Source organism: Gimesia algae (assembly GCF_007746795.1).
Lineage (GTDB): Bacteria > Planctomycetota > Planctomycetia > Planctomycetales > Planctomycetaceae > Gimesia > Gimesia algae.
Map to the genome: position 1 here is coordinate 254,570 of NZ_CP036343.1, position 25,447 is coordinate 280,016.

18 protein-coding genes and 1 pseudogene are annotated in these 25,447 nt (G+C 50.4%); 9 read left to right on the forward strand and 10 right to left on the reverse strand.

The genetic code is table 11. The annotated features are described in order from the left end of the window. Positions 1–70: 70 nt before the first annotated feature. The 6 genes from Pan161_RS00965 to Pan161_RS00985 form a co-directional block, all read right to left on the reverse strand. Positions 71–715 (reverse strand): hypothetical protein, encoded by a 645-nt coding sequence (locus Pan161_RS00965; protein ID WP_002649586.1) that lies wholly within the window; start codon positions 713–715, stop codon positions 71–73. Between the two features lie 80 nt (positions 716–795). Then, positions 796–1,044, reverse strand: coding sequence for a PF20097 family protein (locus Pan161_RS31320; protein ID WP_390620721.1), 249 nt, complete (start codon positions 1,042–1,044; stop codon positions 796–798). Between the two features lie 195 nt (positions 1,045–1,239). Further along, positions 1,240–1,638, reverse strand: coding sequence for a hypothetical protein (locus Pan161_RS00970; RefSeq protein WP_145223750.1), 399 nt, complete (start codon positions 1,636–1,638; stop codon positions 1,240–1,242). 175 nt (positions 1,639–1,813) lie between these two features. Beyond that, positions 1,814–2,674: a hypothetical protein gene (locus Pan161_RS00975; RefSeq protein ID WP_145223751.1), complete on the reverse strand. Its 861-nt coding sequence runs from the start codon at positions 2,672–2,674 to the stop codon at positions 1,814–1,816. 50 nt (positions 2,675–2,724) lie between these two features. After that, complete coding sequence (locus tag Pan161_RS00980; RefSeq protein WP_145223752.1) at positions 2,725–4,224, reverse strand: serine/threonine-protein kinase; 1,500 nt, start codon at positions 4,222–4,224, stop codon at positions 2,725–2,727. An 11-nt stretch (positions 4,225–4,235) separates the two neighbouring features. Beyond that, positions 4,236–4,799, reverse strand: a complete 564-nt coding sequence (locus Pan161_RS00985) for an RNA polymerase sigma factor (protein WP_145223753.1) — start codon at positions 4,797–4,799, stop codon at positions 4,236–4,238. A 355-nt stretch (positions 4,800–5,154) separates the two neighbouring features. On the opposite strand from Pan161_RS00985, the gene Pan161_RS00990 reads away from it, so the two are divergent. Then, a complete protein-coding gene (locus Pan161_RS00990) occupies positions 5,155–5,553 on the forward strand; it encodes a BlaI/MecI/CopY family transcriptional regulator (protein ID WP_145223754.1) in 399 nt (132 codons plus the stop codon). A gap of 13 nt (positions 5,554–5,566) precedes the next feature. Next, positions 5,567–10,027, forward strand: a complete 4,461-nt coding sequence (locus Pan161_RS00995; RefSeq protein WP_145223755.1) for a M56 family metallopeptidase — start codon at positions 5,567–5,569, stop codon at positions 10,025–10,027. A gap of 135 nt (positions 10,028–10,162) precedes the next feature. On the opposite strand, the gene Pan161_RS01000 is transcribed toward Pan161_RS00995, so the two are convergent. Further along, positions 10,163–13,444: a LamG-like jellyroll fold domain-containing protein gene (locus Pan161_RS01000; RefSeq protein WP_145223756.1), complete on the reverse strand. Its 3,282-nt coding sequence runs from the start codon at positions 13,442–13,444 to the stop codon at positions 10,163–10,165. A gap of 455 nt (positions 13,445–13,899) precedes the next feature. On the opposite strand from Pan161_RS01000, the gene Pan161_RS01005 reads away from it, so the two are divergent. Continuing rightward, positions 13,900–14,265, forward strand: coding sequence for a hypothetical protein (locus Pan161_RS01005; RefSeq protein WP_145223757.1), 366 nt, complete (start codon positions 13,900–13,902; stop codon positions 14,263–14,265). 359 nt (positions 14,266–14,624) lie between these two features. On the opposite strand, the gene Pan161_RS01010 is transcribed toward Pan161_RS01005, so the two are convergent. After that, on the reverse strand, positions 14,625–16,001 hold the full coding sequence (locus tag Pan161_RS01010) for a HEAT repeat domain-containing protein (protein WP_145223758.1): 1,377 nt from the start codon (positions 15,999–16,001) through the stop codon (positions 14,625–14,627). Positions 16,002–16,459: 458 nt separating this feature from the next. Here Pan161_RS01010 and Pan161_RS01015 point away from each other — a divergent pair, with 458 nt between their 5' ends. The 5 genes from Pan161_RS01015 to Pan161_RS01035 all read left to right on the forward strand — a co-directional run bounded on the left by Pan161_RS01015 (position 16,460) and on the right by Pan161_RS01035 (position 22,877). Continuing rightward, the gene (locus tag Pan161_RS01015; protein ID WP_145223759.1) at positions 16,460–16,885 is read left to right on the forward strand and encodes a BlaI/MecI/CopY family transcriptional regulator; all 426 of its coding nucleotides are present in this window, start codon (positions 16,460–16,462) and stop codon (positions 16,883–16,885) included. After that, positions 16,885–20,193, forward strand: a complete 3,309-nt coding sequence (locus tag Pan161_RS01020; RefSeq protein WP_145223760.1) for a M56 family metallopeptidase — start codon at positions 16,885–16,887, stop codon at positions 20,191–20,193. The genes Pan161_RS01015 and Pan161_RS01020 overlap by 1 nt, the downstream gene beginning before the upstream one ends. Positions 20,194–20,785: 592 nt before the next feature. Next, complete coding sequence (locus Pan161_RS01025; RefSeq protein ID WP_145223761.1) at positions 20,786–21,166, forward strand: hypothetical protein; 381 nt, start codon at positions 20,786–20,788, stop codon at positions 21,164–21,166. Between the two features lie 56 nt (positions 21,167–21,222). Beyond that, entirely contained in the window at positions 21,223–22,458 is a 1,236-nt protein-coding gene (locus tag Pan161_RS01030; RefSeq protein ID WP_197995628.1) for a B12-binding domain-containing radical SAM protein, read from the forward strand. 29 nt (positions 22,459–22,487) lie between these two features. Further along, on the forward strand, positions 22,488–22,877 hold the full coding sequence (locus Pan161_RS01035) for a hypothetical protein (protein WP_145223763.1): 390 nt from the start codon (positions 22,488–22,490) through the stop codon (positions 22,875–22,877). A 472-nt stretch (positions 22,878–23,349) separates the two neighbouring features. Here Pan161_RS01035 and Pan161_RS01040 read toward each other — a convergent pair whose 3' ends face one another. Both Pan161_RS01040 and Pan161_RS01045 read right to left on the reverse strand, forming a co-directional pair. Next, positions 23,350–23,886: a hypothetical protein gene (locus Pan161_RS01040; protein ID WP_145223764.1), complete on the reverse strand. Its 537-nt coding sequence runs from the start codon at positions 23,884–23,886 to the stop codon at positions 23,350–23,352. A gap of 224 nt (positions 23,887–24,110) precedes the next feature. After that, positions 24,111–24,371 (reverse strand): annotated as a pseudogene (locus Pan161_RS01045) (integrase core domain-containing protein); the annotation flags it as partial. 348 nt (positions 24,372–24,719) lie between these two features. On the opposite strand from Pan161_RS01045, the gene Pan161_RS01050 reads away from it, so the two are divergent. Continuing rightward, positions 24,720–25,445 carry an AsnC family protein gene (locus tag Pan161_RS01050; RefSeq protein ID WP_145223765.1) on the forward strand — a complete coding sequence of 242 codons (726 nt, stop codon included), beginning with the start codon at positions 24,720–24,722 and terminating at the stop codon, positions 25,443–25,445. Positions 25,446–25,447: the final 2 nt, after the last annotated feature.

Here is a 25,447-nt window from a genome sequence, read left to right on the forward strand (position 1 = left end):
ACTTGAAATCGAGTTAGAGACCGGCCTGTTTCAATGATGGCTACGCTACCCCGGTAGTTCGTTGATTCTACTACGATTCTGCTCCGTTTAAAATGAATTTCTGAAGTTCAGGAACATACCGCCACCAGCTGCGTTCGCTTTCCAGTCTCTCTCGATACTCTTGATCGAGTTTGCAATAAACGAAATATTCTTCCGGCGTCCATTCGTACTGTTCCTTGTATGTTGCCACGCCGACATAGAGTTGCGGAAAGGAGCGGCGGTGAACCAGACCGAAATCGGCGATGGTCGCGGTGCGACGGCGCGCAGGATACATCGGCCACAATCTCAGGAAATCATCTCGAATCTGTGGCGACACGGCAAAAACCGTCATCATGGTACGTTTTTGAGACGTGGTTTTATAGCGCTCTGTGCAGAACCGGTCCCAGATCGGACAACGTTCCTCCGACCACAGTTCGTCCCCTTTGAGTGTGATCCGGAAGTAAGGCTGATTTCGGTTTCCTCCGACTTCAAGCACACCACGCTTACATAACCACTTAAGGCGGTCTTGTAATTGATCATCATCGAAGTCATGTGAGTAACCCAGATTCCACTGCTCGCAGAAGACCTCCTGCCGCAGGTATTGAAACCGAACATCACAATCAAAAAGAACATCCAGCAGAATCAGATCATTGTCTGAGAGACAGGTAGAATCAGTACGATAGGGCAGTTTCTGCATAGCGTGGGGGATTTATTTTTCGGTTCCTGGAACCTTTAATGTTTAGCTTTGACGTTCAATATAATAATACAGGAAACCAGTCACTTCGCAAAGGAGCGCAACAGGCCACATTCGGGGCAGCGATAGGAAATGATCTTTCTTGTTCGGGATTCTTCAATTCTGACAGTCTTAGTTCTGTTTTTCGTCTTGAACCCGAAAAACGTGCCGCCCGCGCTTTCTGGATCGTCCGGATGCCACGTGGTCTGGAGAGCACCCAAGAGCGTATTATCTGGAATGAACCCTTTTTCCATCTGTTTTTCACAGTCCGGGCAGTGAGGTATCGTGTTCATCAAACTCTCCCCTAAGTCAAGTTTTCATAATTGCTGACCTGGGTTGAACGTAGCACGATCGCCATGGGATCATTGAAATGTCAAATAATTCCAAAACGCCATCACAAGGTTGTGTCCCGTTTTACTGTAGCGTCTCCAGGGGCATTGGGAGCGAGTATAATCGATTGAGAGACGCTCTGGTAAAATATGATTGGTCTAGAAGTCTTTCAGCGATTCTTTCAGATCGATGTCGAGATCGGCTGAAAGCGTGATTTGCAGACTGTTAAGGCTACTTTCTTGAAACTCGATCGATTTGAAGGGCATTTGAGAACTTGGTGACTTGCAGAGAATGACATGTTTGCCTCGTAGAGAATAATAATGGTCCTTCAATCCATCCCTTCCGAGTGTCACAAAAATCAAAACTCCATCTCTGACTCTCACCCCTTGAATTTTATTGAAGAGCATCGTTTTTTTCTGTGGGATTTGGTTGAGTGGAGCGGTCAGCGTCTGTTTCTGCTCGCCCGATTGCACATCGGGTCCATCGGCCAGAAACAATACCGACAAACTGAACAGGATTACAAATATGGATGAAATGGTCGATAGATAATCTTTCATGCTACTTCTCCACCCGTGCGTATCAGACATTATCTGATACTGGATTCTGCCAGTTGGCTCCTGCCAGTCAATTCCTCCTGTAATTAACACACGTGCCGCGGGTGTTTGTCACGCATTTCCTGAAAAAAGATCTCTCAAGTTCTGAGAATTAAATTAGCTAATACGACAGGGCAGTTCATTGATCGACCCGACTGATGGTCGTAAGTCGCCACTTTCCGGTAGTACGCTTCAGCTCGAATATGAGGCGCTCACCGCCAGCAGTCGTCACCACATGGGAATGGAGTGCGTCAGTATCGAGGAGCACGTTTTGAATTTGAGGGGCATGTTTTTTGAATACCTCACCCCACTGCTTCAGAGTTTCTTTCTCTGCCAGTTTGTTGGTCGCTCCGTTGGCTGCTTTTCCTGTATCCAATACGATAGCGGCTTCAATATAGTTCTTGACCGCATCCCGAGGGTAGACGAATACGTCCGACGATGGTTGCAATTTCGAAACGCTGGGAGGTATCAGAGGGGATGTTGTTTTTTTAGTGGTAGATCCAAGCCACGACAGATCCTCGCTGCTGGTGAGTTCTTCAATCCGACGCCGGATGATAATGTTGGCTTCCTGTTTACGCTGGGTGAGTTGTGCGCGGGTATCACGCAGATTCTGTTCGACCAGCTCGATTTGTGCCATTTGCAATTGATGACGCAGATTGAATGCGCGCTGGACCGCATCCGATAATTTGCTTTCGGCTTTTTTTTGATCGAGGGGACTGGTGTTCTGCGGACTGCTAGAAAAATCCGATCCATTTTTCTTTGCACTGCGTTCCTGCATTCCGCTGCGTTTCAATTCAGCTGCATACCTGGCGGAATCGCGTTCCGCCTGCTCATAATTATTGTGCAGTGCCTGTATCGCCTGTAGACGTTCACTGTTTTCCTTTTTGCTTTTGTTCTCTGGCTTGTCGGCCGCATTATAGCCGATCAAGTCGTTCTGTTGCGCAAGCGTAAGACCGACAATGCCGGAGAAAAGTAAGAAGAACGTTTTTATGAAACGCATGAGAGTCACCTTGTTAATGAAGAAATCGATGAAAATAGTTTGGTGTCCATTCAATCCTGTTTTGCTGTGTCTGGCACTGGTCTGCTCTGGAAAGGACGATCTGCGTCTTGAGAGAGCGCGTCGGAATAGTCAAGCAGGTTGGATGTGTCCTGCAGTGACGGTCCTGAATTCCATCCGGTTCCCTCTGCAATCCCAGGCGTTTCCTGTGTCGCGGGGTCCTGTTCTCGCGCAGGAAGCGTTTCGTTGGCTGGCTGATGCTGAACGGAAGTCGGCGTCAGGACTTTGCCGATTAGAAGAATGATCAGCGTTATCAGCAGGATCAGACTTAAGCTACCGGCAATCAGCCAGCGCTGGTTGTTTGCGGGACGCGATGCCTTCCTGATCAAAACCGTGCTGTTCTTTCCCTCAGACGGAAGTGCTCTTACCGGCATCGGAACTGAGTCGGGTGTTTGCAGATGCGCCAGCCATTGATTCAGTAAGCCGGATATTTCTTCGGCGGATTGAAAACGGTCTTCGCGAGGTTTTTCAAGTAACTTCGTCACGATCTCTTCGAGCCAGAAGGGCACATCGGCGTTGATGCTCCTTAAACTGCGTGGAGTGTCTTTTCCAATACGATTTAACACGCCCATCGTCGTTTCGGCGCGAAACGGGCTGCGACCTGCGAGCATGAAGTACATCACGCTGCCGAGCGAAAAAAGATCACTGCGATGGTCGATCGAATCACCGTGAGCCTGTTCCGGCGACATGTATTGAGGCGTACCCGCGATCACACCACTGCGGGTCATACTGGCATCATCGACCGCGCGTGCCAGACCAAAGTCTGTGATCTGAACCCGTTCGACACCATTCTCCAGAAGGATGTTCTCCGGCTTTATATCTCGATGAACCAGTCCCTGGACGTGCGCAGCTGAGAGCCCGTCGGCGACCTGTGCAGCAATTCGTATGGATTCAATGACAGACAGTGGCCCGTATTTCTCAATGCGTCGTTGCAGACTTTTCCCTTCCACGACAGGCATCACCAGATACGGCAGTCCATTATGTTCGTTGACAGTTAAAATCGGCACAACGTGCGGATGCACCACCGCTGCGGCGCTCTTTGCCTCTCGGGAGAAACGCTTGCGGGCTGCAGCGCTGCTGGCGAACCGGGGAGAGAGAACTTTGATTGCACATTGGCGATCGAGTGCCGTATCGAGCCCCCGCAGCACAATCCCCATGCCGCCTCGTCCCAGAAACTCCAGAATTTCGTAACGCGCGAAACGTCCCAGCGAATCGTCACGCTCGGTAGGTTCCAGCAAATCTGTCTGGTCGTCTTCCTGTGGGCGAATACCAGGGTAGTCTGCCGACAATGCGAACTCGGAGAGTTCATCGTCCCGCAGCATTTCTCCCACATCGTCCCATGACAGTCCCTGCCGGGACAAAGTATCAATTTGTTCCAGGCAGACTTCGCATGATTCGACGTGTTCGATCAATGCACTCTGCTGCTGATCGTCAAGCTGATCACGCAGGTAGCGTTCCAGCGTCGTTACGTCGAAATGAAAACGTGCCACCATACTATTTTACCTTATTCTTCGAATTGGCGTACTTTATCGCGTAACCGGGCCAGAACACGACAGCGGGCCGTACGTACCGATCCTGGCGATTTATCCAACTGCTGTGCGACGTCAGCAATCGAATGTCCCTCCACTGTCGTCAGCCAGAAGGAAAGCCAGATGGGATCTTTAAACTCAGTCTTCAATTCCTCAGCCGCCGCACGAAACCGCACCCGCCGCAATTCCATATCAAACAGTGTTGCCGTGGGTTCATCACACGCAGGAATCTGTTGCAGCATTTCCAGTACCTTACTGTCGCCCGAGCCAACGGGGCCTTTGAAACGTGTCAAATGGTTGATCACCAGATTCCGGGTAATCGTTCTCAGCCAGCCTCGAAAGGAACCAGCGGCATGCGGGTCGAAGCGTTCGATTGATTTGCGGACGGCGGTCAATACGTCCTGAGACAGATCTTCTGCGTCGGCGTACTGTAAACCTCTCATACGAGCAACTCGCACGATCAGCGGTCGATAGATGCCGTTGAATTCATCCCAGGCAGCATCCTCCGTGGGATGCTGTAGTCTTGCAATCAGCGACACTCTTGTTTCAGGACCTTGCAAAGCGACTCCTCCAATGAATTACACACAAGAATGAAGCGGTTGTTACAAAAAAAATAAAAAAATCGAAACAGATACCTTCAGGCAAGTTGAAGTGGCAAGTAAGAAAACGAAACAAGTTCTGTTTACGATGATTTGCCAGTTCTTGCAAGTCCTTACCTGGGTTGGTATTCGAATACATTTGACATGGGAAGGCCTTCTGTCATTTATATCAGTTTCCCATCTGAATGCAGCATCGTTTTCTGCTTCTGACCAGAATGAGGTTGACGACAAGTGTCGTTGGTTTATACTGACGACACCTGTCGTTTAAACTGCTATCACTAAATGAGGTCAGCCAATGACGAATGCCGAGGGGACGCTTACGGCGGCTCAATACCAAATACTGGAAGTAATCTGGAGCGGACCGGACGCCGGTGCGACCGTGACACAGATCTGGCAAGCGATTTGCCACCAGCGCGAGGTGACGCGGACGACGGTTTTGAATCAAGTTGATCGTCTGGAGAAACGTGGCTGGTTGCGACGGAAGAAACACGACGATGGTTATCGTTATGTGGCGACACAGAGTCGCGAACAGGCAGCGCGCGAAATCACGGCCGAGTTTGTGGACTCGTACTTTGCCGGTTCGGCCAGTGAACTGCTGATGAGTTTGCTGGGCACGAAGAAGCTGAAGCCAGCCGAGATTGCAAGGCTGCGTAAATTGCTCAATTCGAATTCAACAGACCGTAAGAAACAATAACAGGAGTCGCCTGATGCCATTCTTTGGATTATCACCTCAATTCGGTTTGCTGGTTCTGAATATTGCGGCCGCTTCAATCTTTGTGGGACTCGTGGCCATTTTCGCGGGACGACTGGCGCGCAGCGGATCGCTGCCGACGCGGCATGGCATGTACTGTGTCGCACTCGTGCTGATGCTTATCAGTCCGCTTGTGATTTGGGGGGCCGCCAGCCTGGGACTGGGAGCGGTGCCAATTACTATTGGATTAGCAGTGTCCGAGGCTGTGTCTGCCTCAGGCCGTTCTCTGCCTGTGATCAATGAGGAACTACCCCCTGTGCAGGCATCGGAGTCAATCACCACAAACCAGGCAGAACACATTGCTCCTGATAGAATCACTGCTCGCCCCGATAATCAACCTGGGATGCCTGTGGCGGAACTCTCTGGTGAGTCTCTACCACCAGCAGTCTCGACGGAATTACTGCCTTCGCAGCCGAGACTCTTAAGAGGCGAAGTGATTCGAGGTGCAGGTGCTGTGCTGGTCCTGATCTGGTCTTTCGTTTCTGCCTGGTATCTGGTGAACTTGGTGCGAAGTCTGTTTACCATTCGTCGGCTGCGGCGTTCCTTGCGACCGTCCACCGATCCACGTGTTATCAATGCTCTGCATCAGGCAACCCCTGATGCGGGACAGCGCGTCTGCCTGACTGTTTTTGAATCGCATATTGTTCCTGCTCCCTTAACCTTGGGGCTCTGGCGTTCGGCGATTGTGATTCCTGATGGACTGGCTGAGACTCTCGGTGAGGATGAGTTAACGTGTGTACTGGCGCATGAAGCAGCTCATGTGAAACGCCATGATACGACAATTGCGTTTCTACAACAGTTAGCCGTGATCGGGTTCTGGTGGAATCCTTTGCTCCATATGATTAATCGCAGGATAGGCCAGTTACGCGAACAGATCTGTGATGACTATGTGGTCGAGCAGCGCGGAGCGGGGTTACCTCTGGCAGAAGCGATCGTCAAAGTTGCGGAATGGTCGGTAGGCAGGAATGTTCCTGTGCCTTTAACGATAACGTTACTCGACGATACGGGGGACATGGAACAACGCATCATACGACTGATGAAACCTGCCCGCCCGCTTTCGATCAGACTCAATCTCCGATCGGCGACGCTGGTCGGATTGTTTGGGATGCTGCTGGCTGCAATACCGCTGATGCCGGTTGTTCGTGCTCAGATTGTCTCGCCGGAAACCGCAGCCCCTGAAAAAGTCACGACACAAATCGTGGAAGCCAAACCGGTCGCCACTGATGAGGAGCCTGGGGAATGGCACGTTCGTATCCATGCAGTCGATGCAGAAGGGAAACCCATCCCGAATCCCCAGATCGGTGTTCGCACTGGTTCTCAAAAAGAACCGGACTGGCAGACGGGAAGCCCTGATGGGAAATTCACTCTGACATTTTCGACGCGGAAACAACGCTATTGTTATCTGCTCGCACGGGCCAGCGGTTATGCGCCCATGCGTGCGTTCTGGGGGAGGAGTCAGAGTCAGGCCGAAGAAATGTTGCCGGCTGAACTCACGTTTCAAATGACAAAGGCGATCACTGTTGGCGGTACGGTTGTGGATCAAGACAACGAGCCCATCGCGAATGCCAGTGTGCTGTTTTCTGCGGGCAGCCAAAAGACGAATCCGACGCAACGACCGGAAAACAGTTTTTACGAAGAGAAATATGTGACTGACCAGCAAGGTCGCTGGCGGTGTGATCTGGCTCCGTCGGACATCAGTAGTGCCTCCCTCAAAGTCTCACACCCTGATTATGCAAGCCAGCCCACTACTTTTGATCAAACGAACCAGATCCCGGAATTACGAAAGCTGACACATTCCTGGACATTGAAGAAAGGCTTTGTCATTACGGGGCGTGTTGTGGACACGGATGGTGAGCCCGTCACAGGAGCCATACTGGGTTTAGGAGAATTAAATACTTCTTCACAAAAAGGACCTTTTGCGCGGACCGACGCAGCAGGCTGGTATCGTTTTGAACGCGTCAGCCCTCAACATGAGCTGCGCAATGATGATGATCCGATCCGCTTCACAATCACGATATTGAAACGGGGATATATGCCGGTCCTGGAATCTGTTCCCGGTTACGGCAAACGTCCACTCGGTGATTCGACTGAACAGAAGCGCGTGGTGAATTTTACGCTGAAGCCCGGCGTGAAGGTCAAGCTGCACGTCGTCGACACACAGGGTCAACCGGTGTCAGGCGCATGGGTGACACTCAATAACTGGCACGATACAACGACATTGCGAGTACTGCAAAGATATGAGTTACCTGCCATGACCGATGAGGCAGGCAACTGGGAGTGGAATAATGCGCCGCCGGATGAGTTAATCAGTTATGACCTGGGAAAAAGTGGATATGCCATGGTACAAAATCTTCGAATCACTGCCAGTGACGCGGAAACGAAACAAACAGTCATACTCAAAGAGCCGCAGCTGATTACAGGAAATGTCATTGATGCGAAGACGAGGCAGCCGATTTCTGAGTTCGTTGTAGGGCGTGGGTTTGAAAGAGTTGCCGGTCATCCGGACGGCCTGTATTGGACCAGTGATTTGGCGAGAGGAAAAAACGGTGTCTATCAAATGCGAGTGACCATGCCTGGCAGCGGACGTTATACCTATCGTGCTCAGGCTAAAGGCTACGAGACAGCCGTCAGTAAGTCCACGCGATTCAAGCCCGGCAAAACAACCCTTAACTTTGAACTGCAGCCTGTCCCTCAAGAACCTGATATGAGAGGTGTCAATACAGACTCTCAAGTGAAAGACATCGTCAGGCAGAATCAACGTGAAGCCGATAAAGTGAAGTCCGCAGTCTTTGTTCCCCGAAAAAACACAATCTCCGGCCGCATCGTGAATCAGCAGCAGCAGGGGATCGGTGGGGCGACGGTAGCGCTGGTCGCTTTCTCCAATATGGAGATGCAAAACTTTTCTGGTCAAGGGCGTGTCATTGCAGAGACAGTTGCGGATTCACTGGGAAATTATGCAATTCAGGTTCCTGCTGAGGAGTTGAAGAAACGAAACTTCGGTGCGGTATGGGCGAAGGCGAAGGGGCATGTTGCGGCCCGCAGCAACTGGTCGACCGTAATTTCTGCTTTGACGGAGAAAAAACGACCGGAGTTGGTGCTGAGCGCAACTCCTGGGACCTGGGTTGAGGTGCTTGACGCGACAGGTGCTCCGCGTGCGGGAGTGCGTGCGATTCCGCGCAGTATTGGAGTGCCTCGTGGTGTAGGCCATCCACTGCCGATAAAATGGGAAAAAGAGTCGACCGGAACCACAGACGAAAATGGGAAAGCCCATTTACCACACGTTGATCCAGCCGCTCTGAAGGAGATTGTACTGATCCCGCCGGGTGGCATGGGTAGCCTGCGATATAACCAGAACTTTTTCCTGAATGTACGCCCTGCGGAAGAGGAGCCGCATTTCAAACTGCAGTTGCCTGAAACCGGCTCAGTGAAGGGGCAATTGGTCGTCGCCGAAGGATTCGTATTACCACAGGATTTACAGTTCCGCTTAGAATCTGTGCCCTACAGACCACCGGGATTTCAACATGTTGTCGACGTTCCGATTGCCGCTGATGGAACGTTCTCTATCGACAAACTGGCCGTTGGTCCGATTTTTGTACCGGCTTTTTTACCCGAGGACCAACCTCTGCGTGCGGATGTAGCTGCTCGAATCGAGGTGAAAGCGAACGAAGAAACTCAGCTCAAAATTCCTGTGGCGCCCGGTGTGAAAGTCCAGGGACGCATTCAAAAATCTGATACGCAGGAGAACGTCAAAAATTACGAGATGACTTTGATTTACGGGCAGTCCATCAGTAACAGAGGATCGCGTTTTGGCGGGTTGAGTTTTAAAGTGGTGACTGATGCTGAAGGACGCTTTGAATGCATCGTTCCGCCGGGCCCCATAAATCTGCGGATGAATCGTATTGCAGATGGTTATGCAGCAGTCACATCCTGGCTGCCACGAGAGCAGCGCGGGACCTGGGGCATGAAGTTTGACATTCCGGACCAGGAGTCATTCGACCTGGGAACGATTGAGCTTGTTAAGAATGAGCGTATTACCGGAAAGGTGGTCGACCTTAATAATCGACCTCTGGTGGACTGGCGCGTTTATGGTTTTCCGAAGATCCCCAATTTCACCCAGGGGGAAACAATGAATTCGATGGCAGGAGTCAGCACTAATCAAGAGGGGGTTTTCAAAGGCCGTTATCCTCAAACGTACCCTCCCGCCTACTGGAAAGTTTCGCATCGGGTCTGGGAGACGAAGTACAAGTTTAAAGATATGAGGTATGTGGCCAGAGTCATCTCTCACAAGCCGTTCATTCTGCAGATAGACACTGCAAAGGTATGGACCGAGGGAGAACCGATTCCCTACGACCCCATCCCCCTGTCAGAACCCGTTCCCGCAACGAAGGCTGAGGATTCTACTGGTGAAAACAATTGAGTGCTCACTCTGCAACTTCCCAGGGATCTATCAGCGAGCGCTCGGTATTTTTGCGACCACGAAAAGTACGAAACGACACGAAAATGATTTAATTCGGATATCTGGTTCCGGACACCTGTGATGTTGTCAGCGTGGTCATTTGGCATTGATTTCTGCTGTGTTTTGCACACGAAAATAAAACACGCCTGTCTGTCCCGAGGCCAGTTCCCGGACGTGAACTTTCCACATCCCGGGCCGATCGTTGCTGGCAATGTCGAGCTTTAAAGGCAGTTGTCCCTGTTCGGCTCCGTAATATCCGCTGAATTCGGCGACCCTGCCGGCGGGATCGGTGATCTTTACTTCCAATGGAATCACAGCAGGGATGGTTTTTGATTTGCTATCAAGTACCGACACCAGCAACTCGAGCGGCTTTCCGGCTGGCGTGCTTTGAGCGCCGGTGATTTTCACTGCAGCGATTGGAGTGGGAGTCACCAGAAACACTCTTCCTTCGCAGGGGCCCAGTTGCACGGGCCAGCTTACCTTGTGTTCTGCATTCTGAGCCGGGATTTCCCGGTTTGCCTGTAAATCATAAACGTGACCACCGTCGCGTAATAAAGTGAGTTTACCTTCTGCTGGCAGGCCATCTTCCATCACCAGGCCATGCTGTCCCACATACGTTCCAAATTCGCGTCGATCATTGACCACGAATACATAATCACTGATTCCAGCCGAGCGGGTTCTGGTCACGATCTCGGGAGTCGTAGACTGCGAATACCATTCATACCGTCCTGCCAAAGCGGATTTTAACTGCGCTGCATGCTGCAGAATGGTCTTCTGATCTTCCTGTGTCCGTTTGGAACGTACAAATTTCGGCAGCACGATGTCCGCTTTGATCGCCGGTGTCAAATTGGGGTCGCCAATGACGATGCCTCCCCGTTTCTGAAAGGCCAGGATCTTTTCTACGACGGAGCGGGTCAGCACATCACAGTCAGCCAGTACAAGCAGCTTGTATTGGTCCAGCCCTTTCTTGAGCAGTGTCTCTTCAAAAATCACTTCGGGCTGCAACTGTGCATGCAGGAGCGTCAGGTATGCTTCGTCATGGTAATACCCGTAACTCCCGCGGCCTGCGAATATTTGCGATGTGAAGCTGTCGAGGTACGCGACATCAGCCTGACGGTCGGGGACTTTTAACAGCGTCGGTCCCAGCGGCTCCAGGATTTCCCGATGCAGGCGTTTGAATTCCGTCTGCAGATCGGGCTGCGTGTATTTGTAGGCATGTGTGCCATCGGTGGGCACCAGGGAGGACCAGCCGTGATACATCAGGCCTGTTACGGGTCGTGCAATTTTGCTCCAGAAAGCGCTGCGTAAATGTGTGGGTGCGATGGAAATATAAGCGGCATCGGGATCATGATCATCAAACGGGGAGGCGATAAATTCTTTGCCGGTTTTCTTTGGCGCGCTGGAAGAGCGGTACCAGAACAGTTGTGTCATTTTCATGACATCCTGTGGTTTGTCTGAAGCGGCTGCCATCGCAAAGACTTCATCACAAAAATAGCCCACGCGTAATGCCGAAGGTTCGGTATAGGTCCACTGGCTGATCACATCCACCTCTCCGCCTGAGCCGCCGATACTGGGAGCACGAATCGCAGGATCATAAAATGTCCAGATCCGATCTCGCCCGTCGGCTTTCAAGCCACGGTGCAGCGCGGTGTGTAACGGATTCCAGCCATCACCGACGGTCCAGAACCAGCGATAAAACTTCAGCAACCGATCATCATCGGGCAGCACCCGGTTTTTGGGGAAATCGGGGATGGTATGCCAGCGTGGCCCGATTTTATCAGTCACCTCTGCCGGAATCTCTTCGCCAGAGAATTCACGATAACGTGCAAAATCACTCTTGGAAAAACTGACGTGTGTACTGTCGCGAACTTCACTGTTGATGAGTGCTGCTGCTAAAGCGGGATGGTCACCATACATCTCCCCCACACTGCGGCCATAGTTTTCTGAGAACTCCTGCAGCCCGGGCAAGGATGCGTTGCAATCGTGCCGTTGATAAGGCTGACCGTTTCGATCGACTCGGCTCAACTCTTTACGAGCTTTTAAAAAGTGGCCTGCATAGAGTGAAGCAGCGATATCAAAATCATTCGCCAGGGCTGAATCGAGCATGCCCCTGACGGCATTGATCGTTGCTGGACCATCTGTCGGCACCGGTTTGCCGGCGTCCCAGACTTTTTGTGGTGATGTCGAAAAACCGAGGCAATGGTTAAAACCCAGATCCTGCAGGCGCGGCAGTTCTTTTTCGAATTCACCAGGACTGCCAATGCCCCACATCAAGACAGGCATGCGTCCCGGTACTCTTCGCGGTACCAGTTTGAGTAACAGGCTCTCTTCGCGCGACATCGGGTAGTCGCCTCCGACACTGACCTGTCCCAGGAGAATGTAATCATCGGGCCGCAGAGAAGTGTCGAAAGAAACCTGTTCGGTATACTTTCCCTCAGCGGGCAGTTCCGGCAGGTCAATCTCGCGCTCCATCCAGCCCGGGCCGAGCAATCGCAGTTTCGCGCCACCCAACGATGTCTGCTGCTGGTTGCGGACGGTGACTTGAATCTTTGGTGAGGATTCAAAGCGGCGCCAGACACTCCGGTCAACGGTCAGCGAAATGGTCAGGGGATTGAATTCGAGCGCCCCCGAGCTGATGCGCACCTCATCGATGAAGCCGGGAAAACCGCCGTAGTTACTGCCGATCCGATCTCCAATACTTAAGGGAAGTTTACCGGCGGCGATTCCGTGTCGGCCAGGTCGGGTGACATTTCCGACGGAGGATCCATTTTGATAAAAGCGAACCGTACCCGCTCCATCGTAGCTGAACGCCACATGTTGCCAGACGTCCTGTTCAAAGCTGAGAAAATCGGTGACAAAGGTTTCTGTCTCTTCTCCAAAGCCCAGCACCACATTCATCCGCCTTCGACCGGCAGGGTTGGGTGGACTCAATAACCACTGGTAGTCATGCTTTGAGGCGTATTTCTTATCGATCAGATAGGTCAGGCTGGCCTCGCGTAACTGCGCCTTTGGCTTGATCCACATTTCTACGGTGAAGGCACCGGGGGGACTCAGCTCCGGATGATCTGTAATCATGAGCGCATGATGTTTATCATCAATGGGCCAGCCTGGGAATGACTCCAGGCCTCCCCCAAATTTTCCAGCGGTCGCGGGCACCGCGCCATCCAGTGTTCCGGTAAGGCCAAGACGCCCGGAATCAACCGTTTCGGCCCCCTGTTTGAATTGCCAGTGACCAATGACCGTCGGCCCGTTCGTATCGCTGCCAGAGTAATCGGCCTGCCAGTTTTGAGTGATGGTCTCTGCTGACAGGGTAGCATTTCCCGCAACCTGGAGAGCAGAACAGATCAGTAGTAGAACAATAAAACAGGGACGGTTCATGGTGAAAATCCTGAGGTGTGTAAAATAGTCATATCGCGAAGGAGTGAAAGAAAATCCGATTCAGCGTAAGCCGCGATGCGAGATAATACGTGCTCGCTGACTGACTTAGAAGGGACTCCCCTCGCAAAGATCAGAGTTTCAAGCGATATTGAGATTGTAATGACACCGTCCGTGCTGCGTCTATTCTTATTTGAGAGCTGATAATTTCTGAAACAGGTGAAGCACAGGGGGGACATCGCTAACCGGGCACCGTGCGATTCGGGTACGAGCGGGTGACCAGCCTGGTATTTCTGCGACCACGAAAGGTACGAAACGACACGAAAAGATTTGATTCGCGGAGCTGGTTGTGGGAAGCTGGTGTCTGTCGGAATGGCTGTGGCTTTACTACTGGCGTGAGGTTCCGTTTGGTGGCGCAGCTTAATGGTGCCGGACATTATTGATTTATCTGGGATATCATGATGCGACTCGTGGATCATCCTCAAAATAAACCTGTAGTAAAACAGATTCAGGATGTTGATGCCTATCATGTCATCTTGCGACAAGGGGCTAAGTACGCAAGGTATCTGCTGGGAGAGCCAGACGATGACATGCGGGACTATTATGCAGAAGGTATGTGGGTGCCGATGATGTCGAAAGTCCGCTATGCTTTAATGTGCCTGGGAATCAAAAATCCTGAAAACGAGGAACCCTATCACAGGTTTTGTGAGATCCACATGACCCGGGGAGAGAGTTGCAGTCTGACTGATTACAGGGGGAATGTCGTGTTAATAGAATGCATTCACCAACTCGAACTGGAAATCAAAGCGCAGCAAGACAACTAAATCTGGGATGCTGTTGAGTACAACTAAGGTGTCATTCAGGGCGATTGCGTGACCAGCCCGGTATTTCTGCGACCACGAAAGGCACGAAACGATACGAAAAAGATTTGATTCGCGGAGCTGGTTGTGGGAAGCTCGTGCCCGTTGGAATGGCTGCGATTTAATTACCGGCGGCAGTTTCCGTTTGGGGAGAGGATCAACGGTTCCGGTCAGCTTTAAATCGCATCGTGTACCGCAAACGACAAGTTTCGCGAATAGAATTGGGCGAAAGACCTACCCAAAGTTAGTTTTAAAGTTGGGCGGAGATAGTCGTTATCTTTCCATGGGCAATTGATTCGCTGAGGTGCGGTGCCTGCTCACAATCAGTTGCCTTGAATGCTTTCGTTGATTACGTTTTCTTGCGACTCGACCACTTTGAAGTCCTGCTTGTGCGCGTCCCACCAGTCACGCCATTTTGGAATTCTGGCGATTTGGATCGCCTGTGTCGTTGATGATTCGACCATCCAGGACTCCGTTTGCTGGTTCGATCGGCGCACGAGCCAGTACAACGCGAAATCGATAGGTGCGCATGTGGATGGATTCTCAGTGAGGGCTGTCAGCATCGTCTCAAAAGAACTGGTATCTCCAAGGGAGCCGATGGCTTCGATCGCACGTTGGACGCCATAGCTACTGGCTCGTTCGAGAATCGGTAAACTCTTCTTGTGGCCAATCTTTCCCAAGGCTCTTGCTGCAGCGTCAGAAATAGCGTGGGCTTTGGGGTAACGTGGTGCCATTGATTTCAGCAATACGCCAAGCGGATCAACGGCCCGTACGTCGCGGGACCAACCCAGGAATTGAATCGCCTGCACTCGGACTTGTTCGTCAGGGTGTTTCAGAAGGAGTAAGGCTTGCGGCACTGCTTCAAGATCACGCATTCTGGCGAGTGCCTGAAGCGCGTCCTTGACAATCTGCGAATCGGTGGATGTCAGACGATTTCTTAAATACCACATCGCTTCTTTTGCGGTGGCCGTTCCAACCCGTTCAGGCAGCCTCGCATCGAGAGTGACCGAAAAACGTGGTTTGAGAACTCGTCGTGCGTATGGTGATTTGTAGCCGATCAAGAGGTAATGCGTCAGGCATGTGCTCAACGCTCCTTGCGGTTTGGCTGCGATGACTCTGACTTTGAAGCCGTTTTGCGGATCTGCTGCGCACTGTAACGTCACGACTCCCCGCTCCTTCCAGGGTGCGACTTCGTAGAACGGCGGTCCCATCCACTCGAGCGATGGAATCTCTTTGCTCGTTACATTCCACCCGGTAAACTGTTCGGCAAGTACGTAGATGAAGTCGCTGCTCTCCGGGAATTGACTCACATCCAGAAAGCGCCCCGGATCAGCAACCATCTCGATCGCCTCTCGTACCGCCTTGAGATGATCGACGGTCTTATAGCTGCCGAGAGCGAAGGGGGCATAATCTAATCCATCCTTCCGCAGCAGAAAAACACCCCGGTTACCAGGCTTGATGGCAACTTCATCGTAAATACCGACATTGACGCGGCTCAGGACGATCCTTTTCAGTGGATTTCCTTTGAGCACCTCGGAGATATGTATTACCGTCTTGTTGCGCTCCGTGGTGGCTACCCCAACAACAATGATGTCTGCGAATTGCACCAGCTTCGGGGTTGGCCACGGAGCGGCATCATAGGCAGCCGATGCCATTGCCGGCACGCACAGCAGCAAGAGAATCAGGCGAATGGCACTCATGATTCCGTCCTCTGAAATCTCCAGGAAACTAACTTAGTTATTTACCTGTATGGACTATTTTAGATCTCATTCCGTACATGATACCTGACCTGAATCACATTGCAAGATGTGACTTCATTTCGCTTGAATTCTTACAGCAAGTTATCCACAGATGCAAATAAGAAAACACAACAGGGAATGATACGCATGCAGGGGCGTTTTCTGAACCAGTACGTAAAACGTATGAAAAAACGGTTCTGATACCACACTTCAGTGGAGCTCCAACACAAAAAGATACATCGAACACGAAGGCATATGACCGTCGTGATTCATGGACTCAGGTCAATTCTACTGGAATTCGAATCGATCAGATTATCCAAAACATTTTAGACAATTGTCTAAATACGTATTGACCGCATATAGACGTATGTCTAAATTGGTAAAGTATATGAAACACCAGTTACTTCAGGAGAATTTCAATGGCAAAGAAATCCAGGAGTGGTCACTCCGTTTCCCAGGATCTACCTGAGGCCGAGCTTGAAGTTCTGGCTTGCCTCTGGAATGCAGGTGCTTTGACGGCTGGCGAAATCCGAAAGCAATTAGAGTCATATCGTCCTATGGCGCATGGTTCTGTGCTTACGCTGCTCAATCGATTGTCTGAAAAGGGTCTCGTAAAACGGGAGAAGTCAGGACAAGGCAAATCATTTGCTTACCGCGCGACACGAGGTCCAAAATCCACTCATCGTCGCATTTTGCAGAAGCTCAGACAACGAATATTTGGAGGAAACTCAGTCGCCATTGTGGCATCCCTGCTGGAAAGTCAACCCACCAGTCCGGAAGAAATAGAGGAACTCAAGGCTCTCATCGAACGTCTTGAACAGAATCAGAATCTGGAGGACAAATAATGTCCGTGGATACAATTAATTCCGTGGCCGATGCGTGGCTCTTTATAATGATGCACATGGTTTGGCAGTCAACTGTCGTCGCATTGCTTATCTTGGTCGTTGTCTACTGGCAGGATCATATTTCAGCAAATATTCGGTATGCGTTGCTGATGCTGGCTCTGATCAAATTTGTTGTGCCACCGTTTTTTGCGATGCCGGGTGGGATTTTCAGTCAATTGGAAATATCAAACGGTTCTTCGGTTGAAAAGACGTCGAGTATGATTTCCGTCCTCCCGCCAGAACGTGAGAACCTGGTAGTGCCGTCTTTTGAATCAGTGACACCTGGCAGAAATGATCTGCCTGTTCCAGTCCAGAATCACCCGAAGAAAGAAGTGAGATCGACTACAGAAATAGCTGATCTCCCGGTTTCGATAATACCCTCAGCATTAGAAATCCAGAAAGAACCGATGGTCGGTATCAGTTCCATTGCCTGGTTAATGATCGGCTCCCTCATCGTAACCCTGGCGTTTCTGCTGTGGATGGCGAAAAGCAGCTTTCACCTGATGCGAATCATTGCTCGTTGTAAGAATGCAGATGGTTCAATGCGGGAAGAATTCAGAGAACTGACTCAATCAATGGGATTGCGCCGCCGCATACGTTTGCTTTTAAGTCCGGCTCCAGTGACTCCGATGGCATATGGCCTGATTCGTCCGACAGTCATTGTTCCCGCAGCAATGCTGACCCAACTGTCGGCGACTGAGCAGCGTGCTGTTTTTGCGCACGAACTGGCGCATCATCGTCGTTTTGATCCTGCTGCACTTTGGATTCAAGGTTTCATTCGCGCTCTCTGGTGGTTTCATCCAGTGGTTTGGATGTTGCATCGAAACATGCAGCGCGTCCGAGAACAATGTTGCGATGATCTTATTGTGGTTGAAAATCTGGTTTCGAAAGACGAATATTGTGCAGCATTAGTCCGTGCACTGGAATGGTGCTCTGTGCGAACACGGATCTTGCAATTATCTGCGTTGCAGATGCGACCGCTTCAGTCTCGCATCACACGCGTCCTGAATCCACGGGTCCGTCGATCGGCCAGGTTATCAAAACTTGCCTGGGGAATCGCGATACTCTTGAGTGCAGCCCTACTTCCAGGTCTTGCTTTGCGGTCTGGAGACGCTGTAGCCGATGTTCCCACAACGAACAAAAGTGAGCAGCAAGAGAATGACCAGACGGTGAAAAAATCGAATCCCGACCACGCCAAAATCGGTGGTTTGATTCTCGACGAGAAAGGCAATCCCGTAGAGGCAATCGTGCATTGCAGCCATGTGATAAAAAAAGTTACTGACTACCAGTCAACGAGGACAGCTGCAGATGGTCGTTTCCATTTTGATGATATTTCAGCAGGTCGATACGCATTAACTGTCGCTGCTGCAGGGAAAAGCTACACCGGCACGTACGTCTCTGTTCAAGCAGGGCAGATCGAACGGAATCTGAAACTGATTGTTTCCCGTCCCGAATCTCTGGTGCTTAAGATTCAGGACAAGCAGGGAAAACCTGTTGCCGGGGTCGAGTATTCTTACGTTAGCTGGAATGTGAAGGGCGGTAGTCGATGGTGGCTTCAGCGGGAGTCGCTTGAACGACTTAAAATTAATTGTTCCGCATCAGATGCGGGGGGCAGACTTGTCATTGAAGGAATTCCAGCGGATGTTGATTGTAAGGTGCTCGTCAAACACCAGGACTATGTCTCTAGTTTAATTGAAAACGCCAGAACATCAAAAGAGAACTCAATCACTCTGGAAGAAGGAGTACCTGTAGAAATACAGGCAATCGAGGCAGAAACGGGGAAGCCTGCGACAGAAGCCACCGTCAACATCTCAGGTTATCCGAAAAGTATTAACATAAGAAACATTCCCGTAGATTCGGAAGGCAAGTATCGCACTCGATTCCCGATCATCTCGAATCTCGTCGATATCAGTGTGCGACATCCATCGCTGGCGACAACTGAATGGGCTCGAATACATAGTGGAACGGCTCACAGTAAGTATGAATTCAAGCTATACCGCCGGGGAACAGTGCACGGACATGTATTGAACCCGGAAAACCAGATGCCGTGTTCCGGAGTGAAGGTGCAACTCATCAGCAACCGGGCAATTATTCTAAGCAGTTTCACCGACAGTGAGGGACGCTTCGAAATGAACCCGCCATCCGGCAGATTTGGAATTGTTGTGGGAACAGGAAATGGTTTCTATGGGGAAGACAAGAATTGGAAAGACGTCCACATTAAACCTGGCGAAACGACGGAGCTGGAAGATCTAAAAGCCAAACGGCTTCCGCTGATTCGTGGTGTCGTGCTTTTACCGAATGGCCAACCTGCCGTCAATACATTGGTGACGCATGGCAATGATCAACCTCAGTCCACATTAACCGATGAGAATGGACGGTTCGAATTGCAAATGATGCATAAGCCATGGGTAGCAAATATCATGGCGTGCCATTTGACTGAAAAGTTAAGCTCGGGCGTGAGCCTCTCGGTTTCCAGCCTGGAAGAGGGGACTGAAGCACGCATTCAGCTTGAGCGGGAATCGATGTTGATCGGCTCAGTCGTCGATACAGCAGGGACTCCGTTAGAAGATGTAGATGTGACACTTTGGTCAGTATATGGTGATAAAAAAAGAAGTGAATTCAGAAGGCTCTCGACCCATAAAACAGATGCTTCAGGTGAATTTCGCAGTTGGGGACTAAGCAGACATCAAAAGTATCAGGCATCGGTCAGCGTAACGGATAATACCCAATTACCTGGATTCGTCAGCGTCAAATCCGATACGACTCAACTTACAAAACCGGTACAACGCCTGGCACCAATCAAAGTGGAATCCCAGATCTCTCGAAATCATACTCAAACCCCGGATTCGGCTGCGGAGATCGTGTGCCGTGACTGGATCAATTCGGACGAACTGAATCTGGATTCACTCCGCGGCAAAGTCGTCTTACTGGACTTCTGGGCCACATGGTGTGGACCTTGTATGGCAGATTTGCCCAGGCTTCAATTGGCGCATGAGCTTTACGGGGAAAAAGGATTGGTGATTATTGGCCTTCACAATAATTCAGTTCCAACAGACGAAGTAAAAGCGTTCGTAAAAAAACGGGGACTGACCTTTCCGATAGGCCTCGATACGTTATCTGGTGAAACTTGCGGGAATTATAATGTTAACAGCTATCCGACGAAGATTTTGATTGGCCGTGACGGAAGAATCATTGCCACGCAAATCAGTACTGCAGAGTTACTGCCGATTCTTCGAAGGAATGTCCTCTATCACAACGATCAGAAATAGATCGAATGCACAAACTTTGAATTATGCCTGAATCCGCTAAAAGGTAAGAGTTCTTCATGTGTGTATAACGATCGTTAAAGTTGACTGTACCGTGAAAGACGAGTTACGCAAAAATTGGTCTTTCTTTCGATCTAAAGCAACGTTCGAAATCAGAGAAAACGGTCGCCGTTGATACACAGCCTCAGAAACTCTTCGTCGAATACCATTTCGCGAATTGGGTCGTTTAAATCGGAATCCCAGAATTAATATGGGTTCGTGGAATCAAGACTGTGTCCAGTTTTGCTGTAGCGTCTCCAGAGCAATTGGACCGAGTATCATAGATTGAGAGACGCTATGGTTAAATGTGATGCGCTCTAGATCAATAAATGAGACGATGCGCAAGTGCTGACTATTCACTCAAATACGGGTCAGTTGAGTTTTTGACCTTACGCGCTCTGCCTAAGACGCACTTCCTTCATCCTACCTAACTTTCAGTCTCCACAATCACTAAACATTTCCATTCTTCAGAAAATCCAAATTTAACGCGTTACATTTACCATTTTATTTCGCCATACATGTTAGGAATTATTTCACCAACGAAAGCATCGCCTGTATGTCCAATGTCAATCACACCTTTGCATGGTTCTGGATTTTGACTGGGCTCCTCTCGGGAGCGTCGATCGGAATGTTCTTTCATGACGAAAGCTGGCTCGGCGGATACGCATCCTGGCGGAGACGAATGGTGCGGCTCGGGCATATCTCATTTTTGGGGACCGGCCTCTTGAATCTCGGATTCGCGCTTTCGGCAGTATCCCTTTCCCTTGACCCACTGCCGCAAGTGGCGTCGCTGACCTTTCTCGTCGGAGCCGTGACGATGCCGACAGTCTGTTTTCTGTCGGCATGGCATGATTGCTTTCGGCATATGTTCTTCATTCCGGTGGCAAGCCTGATTGTCGCAGTAGTTGATTTTCTGATTGAAGGGCTATTGTCATGAGAATTGGACTGATCGCCATGAGCGGTGTCCGCGCCTGCGACCCGGAACTGCTTGAAATGGGTTTAACTCTACCTGGTTTCCTGGAACGTGGGAAGACGATCGCCGCGTTGCCCAGCCTCGGCTTGCTGACTCTCGCGGGGATGACTCCGCTGGAACACACGTGTGAATACCTGGAGATTAAAGACATTCGGGAGCTGAAGTCGCTACCAATGAGGTTTGATCTCGTGGGGATTTCGAGTTTCAGCGCCCAGATCGGTGAGGCATACCAGTTGGCTGACGACTATCGGGCACAAGGAGTCCCGGTTGTGATGGGGGGGCTGCACGTCACGTCGGTGCCCGAGGAAGCCGCTCGACACTGCGACGCGGTCGTGGTCGGCGAAGGGGAGCCGGTCTGGCTGAACGTCTTACAAGATGCGATGAATGGATGTCTCAAACAATTTTACAGATCCGACGGCAATTTTGCCCTGGCTGAGGCTCCGATGCCGGCCTTTGATTTGATGGTACCGGAACACTACAACCGCCTGACCGTTCAGACCAGCCGTGGCTGCCCGTTTCGTTGCGAGTTTTGCGCCAGTTCCATTTTGCTGACGTCGCGATACAAACAAAAACCGATCGACAAAGTCCTGGCTGAGATCGACCGCATCCGCGAATTCTGGCAACGTCCCTTCATCGAGTTCGCAGACGACAACGCCTTCGTAAACCGGCGTTACTGGAGGGAACTCCTTACGGAATTGAAATCCCGCAAGGTCCGCTGGTTTGCCGAGTGTGATCTGTCGGTCTACCAGGATGAAGAACTACTGACGTTGATGCGGGACAGCGGATGCGCTCAGGTCCTGATTGGATTTGAGAGCCCGGTCGACTCGGGACTGAAAGGACTAGAGCTGAAGTCCGACTGGAAACGAAAACACCTGGCGGAATACAAGGACGCCGTCTACCAAATTCAGTCGCACGGCATCCGCGTCAACGGCTGCTTCATTCTCGGCCTTGACGGTCAGCGAACGGATATCTTCAATCAGGTGTACGATTTCGTCGTAGATTCGGAGCTCTACGACGTACAGATCACTATTCAGACGCCATTTCCGGGAACTCCGTTGTATCATCGGCTCAAAAGCGAAAACCGTCTCCTGTTCGATGGCGACTGGGAACGCTGCACCTTGTTCGACGTGAATTACCGGCCGGACTCCATGACCGTCGATGATTTGCGAGACGGATTTCGTGACCTGGCCTTTCGACTCTATGCAGAAGACCTGACCAGCTGGCGGCGCGACAATTTCAACCGCAAGCATCTCTAGCCAACTTTACATTCTCCGGAGATGATGATATGAACCTACGATGTATTCGCCTGTTGTACGTCATCGCGGCTCTATATGACGCGGCATTGGGACTGTTGTTTCTCGTCGCTCCCAGTTTTCCATTTGCAACATTCAACATCACGCCACCAAATCACATGGGCTACGTCCAGTTCCCAGCTGCGTTGTTGCTAATCTTCGGGTTGATGTTCGCCACAATCGCCAAAGCTCCGCGTGAAAACCGGCAGTTAATCATCTATGGAGTACTACTGAAACTCTCCTATTCCGGACTCACGTTTTGGTACTGGATGACGACCGACGTGCCTAGTTTCTGGAAGCCGTTTGCGGTGATTGATTTCGTGATGCTGGTTCTGTTCGTGTGGACTTATGCGGCTCTCGCTCCAAAATCCGCAGAACATTAATTTTGAAATGAAGTAAAAAAACGCAAGAATATTATTGAAGTTAATTATGTCACCAAATTTCGGTCAATCTCTCTATTGCGTAAGACAAAACAATAGAGACCCTCTTCAGGCATGGTGATTTCAGAGCTAGACTGTGTCCAGTTTTACTGTAGCGTCTCCAGGACCATTTGGACCGAGTATAATAGACTGAGAGACGCTATGGTTAAATGTGATGCGCTCTAGCGACACTGGAGTGGTGAATCTCGACCGAGATCTTTGTGTCGGAAAACGTTGATTAAAACGTGCATGCTGAAGGCCATCCCTGTCGGAGTCATGAAGCTAGATCGGTTGAGCCGTAGAACGATTGAGGTAACGGGGGGGCGAGGAGAGGAACTTGACTTCAGGTCTGGCTGCCCCGAGCCCTCCCGTTCACCGATTAGTTCGGCAATATGTCATCTCGTTGTGACGTTTGAAGTGAGATCACTGACACACATCATCCGTTACCGATATTAAAAAATGTTCGCAATATAGCCACAAATAAACCAATCGAAATTAGCGCGATATTCTTTACGAGATCCGACGTGTTTGTGTCGCCGACTCTCACCCATGTGATGATGCCGGCAATACCGATCATCAGATAGACCAGCACATAGACCGCAGACATGGCCGGGAGAAAATTGCTGTAGCTGAAAACATTTACCGAGCGGAAGAGTGCGGTGCCGCCAGCTTGTGGCCCGAACGTTGATAAGGTTTCGGGTGAATCGGCTTGGGGTGCGGCCGCAGTTGGGCTCGCATTCGCCGCACCGTCGATCGGCACTTTGGGAAGTTCCTCGTTGAATACCATTGCGGCGACGCCGCCGACGAGTCCTGCAAGTATTGTCGCAACGTAAACGTATGCGGTACCGTGAGCCTGCTTAACAGTCGGTTGGCGCCATGCCTCAAACATCGCTTTCGCGTAAAGAAAGGCAAATCCGCCGATCGCAGCGATGGCAATTATGGCGGCTGCTATTTGTGCGATTTCGGTCTGCATGGTCTGTCCTTCATGGGGTGAGGTTATGACTGCCTAACTATTGATAGACAGATGATAGACTGATAGACAGAATATATTTTTGTTTAAGTTTATCAGGATTTCTGCCTATTATCAATTGGTCAAGAGTGAATCTGCGTTCACGTTTGGCGTCATTCAGGGAAGAACGACATGACAGCGGATGTTGATCCTCTCTATCAGGATCATGCAGAATGACCACTCTGCTTGCGGGCGGATCTCAGGTTCTCAAATATCTCACAGTTCATGAGCTCATCACGTGTCCGACTGTGAAAGCTCTCTGCGTAGCCATTCTCCCACGGACTGCCCGGTTCGATATACAACGTCTCCATGTCGGGCTGTTTAAGCCATTTACGAATCGCCTGGGAGACGAATTCACTGCCATTGTCACTCCGGATATGTTCCGGCATTCCGTGCGTCTTAAACAATTCAGCCAGGACATTGATCACGTCCTCACCGGTGATATGACGGACCGCCAACTCCACATTCAAAGCAAGCTGGGCATACCTTAGGAGTGATATCGGGGGTTGGCTCTTTTTGGTTCGATAAAATCTAGCATCTGACTATATTGTTTATTTCCTGCTTTCCCCCGATGACTTGCACATCTCTAGTTCCGGTATGTATGACCTGCAAGTGATTGCTTTGAAGAGAGTTAACTCCCAGTTTCAAATGTCGAGATCATCTCGAACACGGACTATTTTAAAAATATTTCAAAATCTGAAATGATCATTTTGAATTTGTTAACTCTGATTTGCTAAACTCAGAAAGTTGAGAGTTTACTGGTTGTGAACCCACGAGACATTGTTGGGAGTAACATCATGACTCGGTTATCCCCCCCTAAAAAAACTGCTTGTGAGCAAATCATTAGGCAAGTTGAAAAAAACTTCCCAGAACTACAGGTGGTTCAGTCAAAAATCTCACAGGCACTTTGTAATCCTGAATCCGGTGAACTCTCTGGGATGGTGAGCAAATGGTTTGACGAAGGGTGCCACAAAATTGACTTGGATCGGGTTCGTCATGAGCTTGACATGAGTGGTATTCGTACTGTGGATATTGCAAAAGAGCTCAATGTGAGCGCTACAACAGTCTGGCGGCGACTCGAAAGAGGAACAGGAACCGCTAGTCAGTGGGATTCTATGCTTGCGATATTTCGAGAAGAACTGACGTCATTTACTCCTGCCACACCCGATGAGAAGTTTGTAGGGGGATATTGCTTCGCAATCTCTACACTCAGAAAAAAAATAGCAAAAGCACTGGGGCTTCGAGCTCCTCGCCCAATCGAAAGCAGAGAATTCTGTTTCTTGTGGCATGCTATTCAGAATGATGCCTGGGTAAAAACGATAGACTCTGGAAATGATACTCTTTTAGATCATGTATCTCGTCAGATTCATCAGGCTGTGTTGACTTCATTTCCATCGGATAAATCTGCGAAATTGCTGTCCGTAGCTGAAATCAAGCAGGTGCATTTTGATTGGTACTCGTCGTATATGATTATTATCTGTTGCAAGATTCCGCGATCGAATCGAGGAACTTTCTTTAATTGAGG